The 13,292-nt window shown below is 75.8% G+C and carries 11 protein-coding genes and 2 pseudogenes; 6 read left to right on the plus strand and 7 right to left on the minus strand.

Going from position 1 to position 13,292, the window contains the following annotated elements; genetic code table 11:
* The first annotated feature begins 53 nt into the window (after positions 1–53).
* Positions 54–2,102, plus strand: coding sequence for an alpha-galactosidase (locus tag ACWGJO_RS38615; protein WP_452190303.1), 2,049 nt, complete (start codon positions 54–56; stop codon positions 2,100–2,102).
* A 10-nt stretch (positions 2,103–2,112) separates the two neighbouring features.
* Here the strand turns inward: ACWGJO_RS38615 and ACWGJO_RS38620 are convergent, their stop codons facing one another.
* Positions 2,113–2,556 (minus strand): hypothetical protein, encoded by a 444-nt coding sequence (locus tag ACWGJO_RS38620; RefSeq protein ID WP_452190304.1) that lies wholly within the window; start codon positions 2,554–2,556, stop codon positions 2,113–2,115.
* A 217-nt stretch (positions 2,557–2,773) separates the two neighbouring features.
* Between ACWGJO_RS38620 and sigJ the strand changes: the two genes are divergently transcribed.
* Positions 2,774–3,724 (plus strand): RNA polymerase sigma factor SigJ, encoded by a 951-nt coding sequence (sigJ, locus tag ACWGJO_RS38625; RefSeq protein ID WP_452190305.1) that lies wholly within the window; start codon positions 2,774–2,776, stop codon positions 3,722–3,724.
* 183 nt (positions 3,725–3,907) lie between these two features.
* On the opposite strand, the gene ACWGJO_RS38630 is transcribed toward sigJ, so the two are convergent.
* On the minus strand, positions 3,908–5,149 hold the full coding sequence (locus ACWGJO_RS38630; RefSeq protein WP_452190306.1) for an MFS transporter: 1,242 nt from the start codon (positions 5,147–5,149) through the stop codon (positions 3,908–3,910).
* 54 nt (positions 5,150–5,203) lie between these two features.
* On the opposite strand from ACWGJO_RS38630, the gene ACWGJO_RS38635 reads away from it, so the two are divergent.
* Genes ACWGJO_RS38635 through ACWGJO_RS38645 form a run of 3 tightly spaced genes read left to right on the plus strand, consistent with a single transcriptional unit; the run spans position 5,204 to position 7,113 of the window.
* A complete protein-coding gene (locus ACWGJO_RS38635; protein WP_452190307.1) occupies positions 5,204–5,947 on the plus strand; it encodes an AraC family transcriptional regulator in 744 nt (247 codons plus the stop codon).
* A gap of 36 nt (positions 5,948–5,983) precedes the next feature.
* A complete protein-coding gene (locus tag ACWGJO_RS38640) occupies positions 5,984–6,727 on the plus strand; it encodes an SOS response-associated peptidase (protein WP_452190308.1) in 744 nt (247 codons plus the stop codon).
* Between the two features lie 20 nt (positions 6,728–6,747).
* A complete protein-coding gene (locus ACWGJO_RS38645; RefSeq protein ID WP_452190309.1) occupies positions 6,748–7,113 on the plus strand; it encodes a nuclear transport factor 2 family protein in 366 nt (121 codons plus the stop codon).
* A gap of 69 nt (positions 7,114–7,182) precedes the next feature.
* Here ACWGJO_RS38645 and ACWGJO_RS38650 read toward each other — a convergent pair.
* Positions 7,183–7,305 (minus strand): annotated as a pseudogene (locus tag ACWGJO_RS38650) (DUF1801 domain-containing protein); the annotation flags it as partial.
* 66 nt (positions 7,306–7,371) lie between these two features.
* Between ACWGJO_RS38650 and ACWGJO_RS38655 the strand changes: the two are divergent.
* Positions 7,372–7,734 carry a S26 family signal peptidase gene (locus ACWGJO_RS38655; RefSeq protein WP_452190310.1) on the plus strand — a complete coding sequence of 121 codons (363 nt, stop codon included), beginning with the start codon at positions 7,372–7,374 and terminating at the stop codon, positions 7,732–7,734.
* A 63-nt stretch (positions 7,735–7,797) separates the two neighbouring features.
* Here the strand turns inward: ACWGJO_RS38655 and ACWGJO_RS38660 are convergent, their stop codons facing one another.
* The 4 genes and pseudogenes from ACWGJO_RS38660 to ACWGJO_RS38675 form a co-directional block, all read right to left on the minus strand.
* Positions 7,798–8,232, minus strand: a complete 435-nt coding sequence (locus ACWGJO_RS38660) for an SCO4402 family protein (protein ID WP_452190311.1) — start codon at positions 8,230–8,232, stop codon at positions 7,798–7,800.
* A 13-nt stretch (positions 8,233–8,245) separates the two neighbouring features.
* Positions 8,246–9,943, minus strand: a complete 1,698-nt coding sequence (locus ACWGJO_RS38665; protein ID WP_452190312.1) for a thiopeptide-type bacteriocin biosynthesis protein — start codon at positions 9,941–9,943, stop codon at positions 8,246–8,248.
* A gap of 182 nt (positions 9,944–10,125) precedes the next feature.
* Complete coding sequence (locus tag ACWGJO_RS38670) at positions 10,126–12,066, minus strand: TOMM precursor leader peptide-binding protein (protein WP_452190313.1); 1,941 nt, start codon at positions 12,064–12,066, stop codon at positions 10,126–10,128.
* Positions 12,063–13,292 (minus strand): annotated as a pseudogene (locus ACWGJO_RS38675) (hypothetical protein); the annotation flags it as partial. The gene ACWGJO_RS38670 and the pseudogene ACWGJO_RS38675, both read right to left, overlap by 4 nt.

Below are 13,292 nucleotides of genomic sequence, written 5' to 3' on the forward strand. Positions count from 1 at the left end.
CCCCATGAATCTTCCCGACCAACCGGTCCCCCCACATCCTCAGGAGTGCGCACATGCGCCGAACCCGCCGCCGTCTCGCGGCATCCCTCCTGTCCCTCGCCCTCGCCACCGCCGGCCTGGGAGCCGTCGGCCTCGGCACGGCCGCCCCGGCCGCCGCGCTCGGCAACGGCAACGCCCTGACCCCGCCCATGGGCTGGAACTCCTGGAACTCCCTCGGCACCGAGGTCACCCAGGAGCAGGTCGTCCAGACCATCGACTTCATGGCCGCCAACGGCCTGGTGGCGGCCGGGTACGACACCGTCACCATCGACGACGGCTGGTCGCTCTGGCACCGCGACGGCCAGAGCACCGACCTGGTCCGCAACGCCGACGGCGGCATGCAGCTGTACGACAACGCCGGGAACCCGGTCAGCGGCACCGACGGCACCGGCAACGACCCGACCTCCGGCCACCTGATCCCCCGCCCCGACCACTTCCCCGCGCAGACCGTGGACGGGCGCAGCGTCAACGGCATCGAGTACCTGGCCCGCTACGCGCACGGCAAGGGCATGAAGTTCGGCCTCTACGCCACCGACACCTACCTCACCTGCCAGATGCACCCCGGCAGCCTCGGCCACGAGTCCACCGACGCGGCCGACTTCGTCTCCTGGGGCGTCGACTTCGTCAAGTACGACGACTGCCCGTACGGCCCGCAGATCGTCGGCCCGGACGGGCACAACTACTACACCCAGGGCGAGGGCAAGGAGCTGACCCGCTCGGTCTACGCCCGGGTGCAGACCTTCCAGCGCGCCCTGGACGCCGCCTCCGCCGCCCAGGGCAGGCCCAAGGTCACCCTCAGCGTCTCCGCCCAGCCCGCCCACACCGGCGTCCCGTACCTGCTCGCCGCCGACGACCCGGCCCGCACCGACCCGGTGGTCCAGGCCGCCGGGACGGCCCCGTTCCACGCCCCCGGCTACGCGCCCACCGGCGTCTGGTGCGGCCAGGTCGCCAACCTCTGCCGGATCGGCGGCGACCGGGACAGCGAGCTCGACGGGGTGCTCTGGAACGGGCAGCTGCAGACCGCGCTGCAGTACCCGGGCAACGTCCGCCCAGGCAGCTGGAACGACCTGGACATGATGTTCACCGGCTGGCAGGACGTCTACGGCCTGTGGGGCACCACCGACACCTGCGTCTGCCACAAGCCCTTCACCGACGACGAGTCCCGCACCGAGACCTCGATCCTCGCGATGCTCGCCGCGCCGCTGATCTCCGGCGCCGACCTGCGCACCGCCGCGCAGTCCCAGCACAGCGACGGCGGCTACACCTGGTCCACCGGGATCGACGGCGCGAGCCTGGCGATCCTGAAGAACCGCGAGGTGATCGCGATCGACCAGGACGGCCTCGCCAAGCCCGCCACCCTGGTCGGCGCCAGGCCGGCCGACGGGCGCGCGCCGGTGGTCCTCAAGCGGCAGCTCGCCAACGGCGACACCGCCGTGCTGCTGGTCAACCAGGACCCGTCGGCCGGCCGCAGCGTCTCCACCAGTCTCACCGAACTCGGCCTCGGCGGCTCCGGCTACCAGGCCAAGGAGCTGTGGACGGGCGCGAGTTCGACCGTCACCGGGCCGATCGGCGCCTCGCTCCCGGCGCACGGCGCGGCCCTCTACCGGCTCACCCCGGCGTCGACGGGCGGGCCGTCGGGCGTCGTCGACGACGGGAAGTACCACACGCTGACCAGCGGCGGCCTCGCGCTCTCGCTGCTCGGCTCCTGCACCGCGCCGATCGCCTCGATCACCGACCTGGAGCCCGCGCGCCCCGGTGACGCGGCGCAGCAGTGGACCTTCACCACCAACCCCGACGGCACCGTCCGGATCACCGACAACTGCGCCACCGCCACCCACCGGCACACCGTGCTCTCCGCCGGAAGCTCGGCCGGCAACAGCGCCTACCTGCTCGACCTGTCGCCCGGCAACCCCTGGCAGGAGTGGAAACTGACACAGGGCCCGGCCGGCGTCACCGTCACCAACGTCGCCACCGGCCTCGCCCTCGACGCGGGCGCCGGCACCGCCGGCACCCCCGTCACCACCCGCCCGGCCGCCGGCCAGAGCTGGACCCCCGGCTCCTGAGCCGAACGCGTCAGGAGGACCCGGGGCCGGCCGTCCGCACGGAGCGGGCGGCCGGCATCCGGACCAGCACGGCCACGCTCAGGCCGAAGATCAGCACGCCCAGCGGGACGTGGACCGACGGCACGTGCGCGATGCCGAGGACGACCTGCGCCGAGGCCAGCACCAGGAAGCCCGACGCGTACAGGATCGGGCGGGGCGAGCCGCCGCCCGGCCGCCAGGCCAGGACGGCGGCGAGCACGTACAGCATCGAGGCCCCGTACATGACCCGCGCGCCGATGCCGTGCAGGAGTTCGCCGTAGGAGGTGGAGAGCAGCAGGCCGGCCGAGACCGCCTGGAGGAGCACGGTCGCGGTCTGGAGCGCGACGGAGACCCGCAGGAAGGCCCGGGTGCGCTGTGCCACCGCCGTTCCCGACGCCGTCCCCGTCGCCGCCCTCGCCGTGGTGTGGATGGCCATGTCGTGGTCCCCTCTTCTGCCTCGCGGCGGTTGATCGATAGTGTCCCGGTGATCCGACGACACAGGCCGGCGAAGTGTGAGGCGGGGTCCGTCCCGGGCCGGACATCGCAGGCCGGCTCGTGGTCGGGTCGCAGCGGCGAGAACGGCAGGAGCCGCGAGCGCGGCAAGAGCGGCGAGAGCGCCGGCGGACAAGACGAGGCAGGGAGCGGCCCCGACCATGAACACCCCGTCCGAGCCCGGGCAGGAGCGGCCCGTACCGGAGCCGAGCGTGATCGTCGGCGAGCGGCGGCAGCTGATCAACCTGGCCTACCGGCTGCTCGGTTCGCTGGCCGAGGCCGAGGACGCGGTGCAGGAGACGTACGCCCGCTGGTACGCGCTGCCCCGCCGGCAGCAGGAGACCATCGCCTCGCCGGGCGCCTGGCTGACCACGGTGGCCACCCGGGTCTGCCTGGACCTGCTCGGATCGGCGCGGGCCCGGCGGGAGCGCTACGTGGGCGAGTGGATCCCCGAGCCGCTGCCCGACCGCAGCGAGTGGATCGGCGGGCCGGCCGGCGGCGGACCGGCCGACCCGGCGGACTGGGTGACCCTGGACGAGTCGGTGAGCATGGCCTTCCTGGTCGTGCTGGAGGCGATGACCCCGGCCGAGCGGGTGGCGTTCATCCTCCACGACGTCTTCCGCTACCCCTTCCCCGAGGTCGCCGGGATCGTCGGCCGGACCCCGGCGGCCTGCCGGCAGCTGGCCGCCTCCGCCCGCCGACGGATCAGGGCCGCGCAGGCCCCGGCGACGCCGACGGGCGCGCAGGCCGGTCTGGTGCGGCACTTCAAGGAGGCCTGGGAGGCCCGGGACATCACGGCCCTGATCGCCCTGCTCGCCCCCGACGCCACGATGACCGCCGACGGCGGCGGCCTGGCCGGCGCCGCCCTGCGCCCGGTCCGGGGCGGCGAGCGGATCGCCCAGTACCTGGTCCACCTCGCCGACCGGGCCCCCGGGCTCACACTCCTCGAACGGACCGTCAACGGCCGCCCCGGCCTGGTGGCCCGGCACGGCGGCCGCACCGCGACGGTGGCGGCGTTCGAGCTGGCGGACGGCCGGATCACCCGCATCTGGGCGGTCCGCAACCCGGAGAAGCTGCGCCCGTGGACGGAGGACGACCCGCGCGACGGCTGAAACCCAGGCCTACAACCCCTCCACCACCTCCGCCCCCGGCACTCCCGCGCCAGGTCGGCGAAGAACCGCTCCCCGTCGACGACCGCAGTCGACATGAACGAAGGAGGACGGCCGGCGTGACGCGCGGCCGCCAGGTCCGGCCGTTCGACCCGTTCGACTCCTGTGCGGAGGTGGGCCCGGCGGTCACCGCCCGACGGGCTCCGGCAGCACCGGCTCCGGCAGCACGGGCTCCGGCAGCGTCCGGAACAGCGCCCAGCTCAGCACCGGCATCAGCACCAGCGGCAGCAGCGCCGTACGCAGCGAGGTCGCGTCCGCGAGGGCGCCGATCACCGGGCTCGCCAGGCCGCCGATGCTGACCGTCAGCCCGAGGGTGATCCCGCTCGCCGTGCCGATCCGCGACGGCAGGTAGTCCTGCCCCAGGGTGACCTGCAGCGAGAACGGCACGTACAGCCCCGCCGAGGTCAGCGCCACGAACAGGTACAGCGCCGGGCCCGGCACCAGCAGCACCCCGGCCACCGCGACCGCCGCCACCAGGTACGACCAGCGGGACACCGCGACCCGCCCCCACCGGTCCGCCAGCGCGCCGCCCAGCACCGAACCCACCGCACCGCCCGCGTACAGCACCACCAACGCCGCGGTACCCGCCGCCGGACCGCCGCCGAGGCGCTGGGTGGCGAACAGGGAGAGGAAGGTACTCAGCCCGACGAAGGCGATCGAGCGGCAGACCACCGCGAGCGACAGCCTCAGGAAGGCCGCCCGGTCGTCGGCGGCCGGCGCCGGGGGCTGCGCCACCCCGGCCGCCCGGCGCCGCTCCAGCTCGCGCAGCACCGGCAGGCAGAGCGCGGCGCCCGCGAGCGCGGGCAGGGCCAGCAGCGGGGTCAGCCGCAGGCCGCCCGTCCCGACCACCGCGGCGACCAGCAGCGGGGCGGCCGCGAAGCCCAGGTTGCCGCCCAGCGAGAACCAGGCCATCCCCCGGTGGACGCCCGGCCCGCCCGGCGCCGCGGACACTCCCTGCGTCCCCTGCGTCCCCGGCGTCCCCGGCGCCCGCTGCGCCGCCAGCCGGGCCACCCGGGCCGACTCCGGGTGGTAGGCCGCCACCCCGACCCCGGACAGCGCCACGAAGAGCAGCGTCAGCCCGTACGAGCCGCTCACCCCGCTGAGCGCGATGCCCGCCCCACCCAACAGCGTGCTGACCGGCAGCAGCCAGGGCAGCGGCCGACGGTCGGTGAGCGCCCCGAACAGCGGCTGCGCCACCGAGGAGAGCAGCGAGGCGGCGAGCACCACCCCGGACACCGCGGCGTAGCCGTAGTGGCGTTCGGCGACGAGGAAGGGCACCAGGGCCGCCACCGCACCCTGGTAGACGTCCACACAGGAGTGCCCGACGGAGAGCAGCAGGATCGACCCGTGGTCGGAGTTCTTCGGCATGCCGCCAGCCTCGGGCCTCCACCCGCCGTCGGACTTCCGATAATCTGCCATCCGATGCCGAGAATCCGCCATGAGCCCGTCGCGTCGACCGGGGCCCGGCTGCTGCCCCCGGGCGGCGCCATCGACGCGCACCGGCACGACGACCACCAGATCGCCTACGCCGCCCGCGGCGTGCTGAGCATCACCACCGACGCCGGCTCCTGGGTCGCCCCCGGCAACCGCGCGCTGTGGATCCCGGCCGGCACCGTCCACGCCCACCGGGCCCACGGCGAACTCGAACTCCACCTGATCGGCCTGCCCGCCGCCGACAACCCGCTCGGCCTCGACCGCCCGACCGTCCTCGGCGTCGGCCCGCTGCTGCGCGAACTGATCGTCGCCCACACCCGCGGCCCCGCACAGGACACTCCCGAACGCGCCCGGCTGCGCGCCGTCCTGCTCGACCAGTTGCGCGCCTCCCCCCAGCAGCCGCTGCACCTGCCCACCCCCGCCGCACCGGTACTGCGGGCCCTGTGCGCACTGCTGGAGGCCGACCCGGCCGACGGCCGCACCCTCGCCGAACTCGGCCGCACCGTCGGCGCCGGCGACCGCACCCTGTCCCGGATGTTCCGCGCCGACCTCGGCATGACCTTCCCCCAGTGGCGCACCCAACTGCGGCTGCACCACGCCCTGGTCCTGCTCGCCGAGGGACTGCCGGTCACCGCCGTCGCGCACCGCTGCGGCTGGGCCTCGGCCAGCGCCTTCATCGACGTCTTCCGCCGCGCCTTCGGCCACACCCCGGGCGCGCGGGCGCCCCGTTGAACGCCGTTGTCCGTGGGACGTGGGAGGCTGGGGAGCATGTGCGGCCGCTTCGTCTCCACCACCACGCCCCAGGACCTCGTCTCACTGCTCGGAGAGCTCCGGTGGGACCCGGCCGAGACCTTCGCACCGAGCTGGAACGTCGCCCCGACCGACCCGGTCCCGGCCGTCCTGGAACGCGTCGACCGGGACACCGGCGAGGTGCTGCGCCAACTGCGGCCGCTACGCTGGGGATTGGTCCCGTCCTGGTCCAAGGACCCGTCCGGCGGCGCCCGCATGATCAACGCCCGCTCGGAGACCGTCGACACCAAGCCCGCCTTCCGCAAGGCCTTCACCGCCCGCCGCTGCGTCATCCCCGCCGACGGCTACTTCGAATGGCGCGAGGTCCCCGCCGCCGCCGACCGCAAGAAGTACAAGCAGCCGTACTTCCTCAGCACCGGCGGCGTGATGCTGATGGCCGGCCTCTACGAGTTCTGGCGCGACGGCACCCGCCCCGAGGACGACCCGCTCGCCTGGCTGGCCACCGCCACCGTCATCACCACCGACGCCACCGACTCCGCCGGCCGCGTCCACGACCGGATGCCCCTCACCATCGCCCCCGACGACCTCCCCACCTGGCTCTCCCCCGCCCACACCGACCGCGCCGAACTCCACCACCTGCTGCGCCGCCCCGCCGACGGCGACCTGCGCGTCCGCGCCGTCCCCACCACCGTCAACAGTGTCCGCAACAACGGCCCGCACCTGCTGGACCCGGCCGACGACCCGCTGGGACTGGCCGGCTGAAGCAGAACCAGGGAGATCGCATGAACCACACCCCCGCGAGCATCGTCGAGGCCGCGTTCCGCTGCTACCGGTCACAGGACCGGGAGGCGGCCGTGCCGCTGTACGCCGAGGACTTCACGTTCACCAGCCCCCAGGACGACCGCATCGACAAGGAGGCCTTCTTCCGCCGGTGCTTCCCCACCGCCGACCGGTTCACGGAGCAACGGCTGCTGCGGGTGACGCCCGCCGGCGAGGAACTCGTCTTCGCCTACTACGAGTACGAGCTGACCAGCGGCGACCGCTACCGCAACGTCGAGGCGATCACGGTCCGGGACGGGCTGATCCGGGAGGTGCTGGTCTTCTTCGGCGGCCGGCAGCCGGCGCCGGGCCCGCCCGCGGCACCGTGAACCGGCTTCTCCGGATCGTTCCGCCTCGCAGACCCGTCCCGGGCGGCACCCCGGCGCCCGGCGGCGGCGTCAGCAGATCCTGCCGGGCCGGGCCGCGGTGGCCCTGAGCAGATCCCGCAGCAGGCCGAAGTCGACGTTCTCCGGCCTGCGAAACCGCAGGCAGCCCTTGCCCATGTCCTGCCCGGGAGGCCGGGGGCCGGGGGCTGGGGAAGCGAAAACCTGTTGGGCCCGCACGGGCGGATCTGCCACGCTCGGCGGATGGGTGCATTGGATGGGGTGGCGGCCAGGGTCGCCGGCGGAGCCACCGTCGAGTTCAGGCCGAGCGGTTCGTCGATGGTCCCGCTGGTGCGCAGTCGGCAGCGGGTGACCGTCGCCCCGGTCGACCCGTCCAAGCTGGAGCTCGGCGACATCGTTCTCGCCCGGGTCGCCGGAACCGTGTACCTGCACCTGGTGTCGGCCCTCGATCCGGCCAGGCGGCGCGTGCAGATCAGCAACAACCGGGGCCGGATCAACGGCTGGACCGGCCACGACCGGGTCTTCGGCATCTGCGTCGCCGTCGAGGGGACGCCCCGGGCCGGGGCGGCGGACAAGACCCCGACTGCCTCCCCGGCCCGGCCCTGAGGCGCGCGGGACCGCCTCGGACCGAGGGGCCCCCGGCTCATCCAGGAGGCCCGTTCGCGGCCGTCAGGAAGAGGTCCCGGTGCCGGGCGGCCAGCGGTGGCCGGCTTCGTGCAGGTGCTGCAGGGCCATGAGGTCGTTGGCCACCATCACCTGGGCCAGCCCGGCCGCCGCGGAGACGACGGCGGGCCAGCCCGGCGAGTCCAGGTAGTCCTCGTCGGGGGCCCGGGCGCCGACCGCCTCCTGGACCGCGCTGTAGGCCGCACCGAGCCGGGCCATCAGCTCGACCTCCTGCTCGGTGCGCAGGCTGTACCCGAGGGACCGCCCCGGATCGTCCGCGTCGCAGAAGTCGTCGAAGAGCACGTGCACGGTGTGGGCGAGGTCCTCGAACTCGTCCCGGTCGAGCCACACCTCGCGCTGCCAGGTCGGGCTGGCCAGCGCCACCACGGCGGGCACGACATGGAGGCGGAACGCGGGGAGGGCGATGCCGTGATCGGTCACGGGCCGAGGGTACTCACTCCATGATCACCGGTACAGTCCCCGGCCGGCCGAGCGGGAGCAGGTACTGGATCGGCTCGCCGAGGTCGTCCAGGCCGAGGAGTTCGTGGGCGAGGTCGTCCTGGAGGCCGCCGAGGGGGGTGGTGCCGAGGCCGAGGGCGGCGGAGGTCAGGAGCAGGTTCTGAGCCAGGTGTCCGGCTTCCAGGACGCCGAGGCGCAGGGCGCGCAGACCGTAGCGGCGGCGCAGCCGGGCGAGGTCGAGGTACACGGCGAGGACGGCGGGCGCCTGGTCGACGCCGATGGCGTCCGGGTCCTCGGCCGGGCGGGAGAGGTAGGAGGAGAGCGCCTTGAGGTCGTCGAGGGCGGGAGCCGGGCCGATCGGGCGCAGGCTGCGGTGTTCGGGGAGGCAGTGGTAGGTGCCGGCGGGCAGGCCGTCGACGGCGAGGGCGAGCAGGCGCAGCCGGACGGTGTGCAGGGCGCCCGCGCTGGGGTACGGGCGGTGGCCGGCGTCGGGGTCGGGGGCGACGGCGGACCAGAGCAGTCCGCCGAGGGCGCCGGCGGTGAGCGGGCCGGTCAGCGGGCCGCGGGTGGAGCGGCGGGTGCGCAGGGCGTCGGCGAGGGTGACGGGCGGCAGCGGGTCGGCGGGCAGCGGGAGGTCGCCGGGTCGGGGGCTCGGGGCCGGGTGGTGCGGCAGGTCGCGCAGGGCGGTGTCCTCGCCGCGGCCGATCTGGAACTTGCTGCGCTCCAGGTACTGGTGGTCGGGGGCGTGGTGGTCGGCGGGGAAGAAGGTGAACGGCTGTCCGGTCTCCAGCACGGTGCGGGCGGCGAGGCGGCAGACCGCCCGTTCCTCGTCGGGGCCGACGCCGAGCCGGTTGAACAGCATGTGCAGCTGGGAGGCCCAGATCCACTCCAGGCGCTCCTCGGCCTCGGTGGCCTCTGCGGGCGCGGGGCGGGCGGCGGCAGCGGTGCCCTCGGCGGGAGTGGCGGCCACGACGGCCCGCATCCGGGCGGCGGCCTCGGCGGCCCGCGCCGCCCAGTCCCCCAGCCAGGGCGTGGCCGTGCCGGCGTCCAGTGCCGCGCGCAGCTCCCGGGCGCGGCGCGCCAGCGTCTCCCGCTGGCGGGCGAACACGGTGTTGACCCGGGTGTGCACGGCGGCGCCCGGCAGCGGCCGGAACTCGGTGACCCAGCGCCAGGCGGCGGCGTGGCGGCGCAGCCAGCGGGAGGCGGCGAGTTCGTCGTGGCCGAGCGCGTACGCGGTGGTGTGGGCGAGGTCGAGGGCGAGCTGCAACCGCTTCTCGGGGGCCGCGCCGAGGGCGTGCAGGGCGCGGACGGCAGCGCGGGTGGAGTGGGTGAACACCTCTTCGGCGATCGGCAGCAGGGCTGCGCCGCCGTAGCGCTCGGTCTCGGGCTCGTACGGGACCTCCGTCACGGTGCCGTGCCCGTCCGCGAACGGGCCGTCGGGCGCGGTGCGCCGGGTGGCGAGGCGGGTGAGGTCGGCGGCGAGGGAGGCGGGCGCCGGGCCCGGGCCGCGGTGGCGGATGCGCAGGTGGGGGCCGCCCTCGCCGTAGCGGATGAAGAACCAGTCGGTGCCGGCGAGCCCGTCCATCAGCGGGGCGAGGTCCTCGGTGAGGAAGGCGTCGGCCTCGCGGGCGGGCAGCGGCAGCGCGAGGTGCAGGCTGTGCCAGGCGGTGGCCGGCAGCGCGTGGGTGGTCATCGCGTGCTCTCCGGTGGGCTAGGGGCGTGTCCTTCGGATCACGTCGGACAAGCGGGCGGCGTTGGGGTGCGTGCATCGGCGGTGCCGAGGAGGGAGCCACTGCGGAGCATCGGTGACTCACGAGAAGCCGTCGAGGTGCGTGCCCCGGCGGCGCCCGCCCGGCGAGGTCCGAAAGGCACGCCCTAAGGGAACGGGTGCGGGTGGAGCGGGAGTTCGTCGTGGCGCAGCGGCGCGGGGGTGCGGCCGAGGCGGTACGGGACCTCCAGCAGGCGGGGCAGGCCCCGGGTGCGGCGGTTGGCGTGGCCGAAGGTCATCGGCAGCGTGCCGGGGACGACGACCTTGGCGCAGTGCAGGCCGAGCCGGTCGCGGACGCCGGGCTCGTCCTGGGTGACCACGAGGACCTCCAGGTGCTCCTCCGCCAGCCGGGTGACCGTCCGCTCCAGCAGGTCGGTGAGGTCGGTGACCGGTTCGGGGTCGCCGGGCCAGCGCTCGGTCCAGGGCACCGGTGGCGGGCCGGCGAACAGGAAGTCGAGGCGGGGCTGGGCCTCGGGCAGGGTGTTGAGGCCGACGTGGTCGTCCAGGGAGAGGACGAGCTCCGGGCGTTCCAGCATCGGCCGCAGCCGCTGCGGGTCGCGCGGCCCGCCCGGGGCGGTGGAGCGGTGGGGTGCCTCCTGGACGTTGGTGACCACCTCGGCGACGGCGGAGCGGATCGCCGTCCGGGGGTCGTGGTGGGCTCCGGCGGCCAGCAGGGTGCGCGGGGCGTCGGGGTGGTCGCCGCGGTGGCGGCAGAGGGCGATCACGGCGGGAACGCCGAGGTCGTTGGTGGCGTCGAGCAGGGTGAGGCGGTAGCCGAACAGCTCGGCCCGGTCGGCGAGTTCGGCGATCTGCGGGTCCTCGGTGGGGACGGCGACGCCGGGCAGCGGGGTGCGGGCGTACCAGGCCATCAGGAAGGCGTCGCGCTCGGCTACCTCGAACAGGCCGTAGAGCGCGGCCTCCTGGGGGCTGTTGCCGAGTCCGCAGCCGTTCGAGGACTCGTAGACCACCCGGGGGCGGTCGCGGCCGGGAACCTCCCAGTAGGCGACGCGCTCCGGGACGGCGACCGGGCGGCGGCGGGTGAGCGACCAGCCGTGCACCCAGTCGAGGACCAGCTCGGGGGTGTACGGGGCGGTGGCCGGACTGGGGTGCCCCTGGTGGGCTTCGTCGGGCAGGCCGAGCCGGACCGGGTCGAGGACGGCGTCCGGGCCCAACTCGCCTGCCAGTTCGGCGAAGGAGCCGCGCAGGACGGTACGGCGCCCGAGCGGCCGCATGCCCGCGTGCCGTTCCACCGCCTCGAACAGCGCGACCCGCTCGCTGGAACGGAAGTCCGCGGCGCGCCCGTACCCGCCGTCGTCGAGCGCCCGCCCGTCGGTCACCCAGGCGGTGGTGAGGGCGAAGGCCGAGTCCTCGGTGCGGAACAGCCGGCGGACCGGGCCGAACCGCTCGTCGTACAGTTCGGCCCGCAACCGCCCGGCGTCGGTACGGTCGTTGGGCCCGCGCAGGACGGCCGGGTCGGGCAGCGGGCGGGGGACGGCGGGCAGCCGGGCGGCCTCGGGCGTGTCGGCGGGCAGCGGCCGGCAGACCTCGCAGCCGCCGACGGGGCGGACCCGGTGGGTGGACCAGGTGGCCCGGCCGCCGTGCACCACGTGGACGGTGGCGCCCCCGGCGCCCTCCACAGCCTCGCGGCGCCCGGCGCCCTCCGCAGCCTCGGGGCCCCCGGCGCTCTCCGCGGCTTCGGGTGCCGTGGCCAGCTCGGCGGCGAGCGCGAACACGGCCTCGGCGAAGGCCGGGGTGCCGGTGCCGCCCAGCGCCAGGGCCGGGCTCTGCCAGGGCACCCGGCCGCCGGCGGTGGCGAGCCGCTGGTACTCGACGCAGGCGAGGCAGGCCGGTGCGCCGGGGGCGAGCACCGGCCCGACCACGGTCAGCGCGCCGTCCTCGCGCACCGGCACCAGGCGTACGGGGTGTGCCAGGGCGTGCCGGCTGAGCCGGGCGGCCAGGCCCAGCGTCCATTCGGTGAGGTGGACGACGGCGGTGCCGCTCGTGGCGGCCAGTGCCTCGACCGGGGTCAGGACCGGCAACTCGCTCATGGACGGCCTCCTTCGGCTGTGAGGGCCGTGAAGCCGCAGCCGTCCAGGGCGTCGGCGAACGGGCGGGCCTCGGGGATGGCGGGCCGCCAGCGGGCGGTGCGCAGACCGGTGATCCGGACCAGGGCGGCCTGCAGGTCCGCCTCCCGGTCGGCGATGTCGGCGAGCCAGCGGTCGGCCCAGCCCAGGTCGGTCCAGGCCGCCGGGGTCCGGCCGGCGGCGGCGAGCGGGGCGGCGGCGCCGGACAGGACGGTGTGGTGGACGGCGGCGAGGCCGGCGTCCCGGGCCATCAGCCGGGTGACGACGGCCAGTGCGGCGTGGGCGACGGCGTCGGCGGGCGCGGCCTCGACCGCCCTGCCCTCCTCCACCTGCGCCACGTACACCGACTCACCGGAGAGTTGGCGGACTGTCAGGACCGGTGTTCGGCCGAGCCGGCGGGCCAGGACGCCGTACCAGTGCCCGGCCTGCGGGTGTTCCCGCCAGGCGGACTCGGGCACGGCCCGGTCGCCCAGGACCGCCCGGTCATCCAGGAGCGGCCGGGCGCCCCGCACCGCCCGGGCGAGCACGGCGCGACGCAGGGCCAGGCCGAGGGCGTGCTCCGGGTCGACGCCGACCACCGGCACGGCTCCCCCGCCCACCGCCGCCAGGTGCAGTTCGACGGACCGACAGGCGGCGGCCAGCCGGGCGAGGTCCGTCCGCACCGCCCCGGCCACCAGTGGGCCGGCGGGGGTGGCGCAGGAGACCAGGGCCACGGGCAACTGCGGGAGGTCGCCCGCGGAGGGTGCGTCCAGCACGCCCAGCCGGGGGTCACCGAGGGCGTTCACCCGGCGCAGCGCCTCGGCGAGGCTCCCGGGCGGCGCGGCGACGGCCCCGGGGCCCGCCGCCCACGGGTGGTGCTCGGCGTGCGGCGGAGCGGCGTCGGCGATCAGGACGGTGGGGCGCCCGTCGAGCAGCCGAGGATCGTCGGCCGGCTCACCCGGGTCCGGCAGGCCCGCGACGGCGCAGAGCAGCCGCTGGGCGCCGGCCGCGGCGAGCAGCGCGAGGAGCACGGGCGGCGGGTCCGCAGCGGGGGCGGGTTCCAGCCGGGCGGCGAGCGCCGCCGCGTCCGTCCGGGCCCGGGCCGGGTCGGCGGGCTCGGTGACGAAGCCGCCGTCCGTACCGCACTGCACCGCGACCGCCAGCTCCGTTCCCGCCGGACCGGCCGCCGTGGCCACCACCCGGCCGGCGGG

Source organism: Kitasatospora sp. NPDC054795 (genome assembly GCF_053611565.1).

Excerpts from the sequence above, each read along its gene's own strand:
- ACWGJO_RS38615 (WP_452190303.1), top strand. The coding sequence starts at position 54 with ATGCGCCGAACCCGCCGCCGTCTCGCGGCATCCCTCCTGTCCCTCGCC.
- ACWGJO_RS38620 (WP_452190304.1), bottom strand. The coding sequence starts at position 2,556 with ATGGCCATCCACACCACGGCGAGGGCGGCGACGGGGACGGCGTCGGGA.
- sigJ (WP_452190305.1), top strand. The coding sequence starts at position 2,774 with ATGAACACCCCGTCCGAGCCCGGGCAGGAGCGGCCCGTACCGGAGCCG.
- ACWGJO_RS38630 (WP_452190306.1), bottom strand. The coding sequence starts at position 5,149 with ATGCCGAAGAACTCCGACCACGGGTCGATCCTGCTGCTCTCCGTCGGG.
- ACWGJO_RS38635 (WP_452190307.1), top strand. The coding sequence starts at position 5,204 with ATGCCGAGAATCCGCCATGAGCCCGTCGCGTCGACCGGGGCCCGGCTG.
- ACWGJO_RS38640 (WP_452190308.1), top strand. The coding sequence starts at position 5,984 with ATGTGCGGCCGCTTCGTCTCCACCACCACGCCCCAGGACCTCGTCTCA.
- ACWGJO_RS38645 (WP_452190309.1), top strand. The coding sequence starts at position 6,748 with ATGAACCACACCCCCGCGAGCATCGTCGAGGCCGCGTTCCGCTGCTAC.
- ACWGJO_RS38655 (WP_452190310.1), top strand. The coding sequence starts at position 7,372 with ATGGGTGCATTGGATGGGGTGGCGGCCAGGGTCGCCGGCGGAGCCACC.
- ACWGJO_RS38665 (WP_452190312.1), bottom strand. The coding sequence starts at position 9,943 with ATGACCACCCACGCGCTGCCGGCCACCGCCTGGCACAGCCTGCACCTC.
- ACWGJO_RS38670 (WP_452190313.1), bottom strand. The coding sequence starts at position 12,066 with ATGAGCGAGTTGCCGGTCCTGACCCCGGTCGAGGCACTGGCCGCCACG.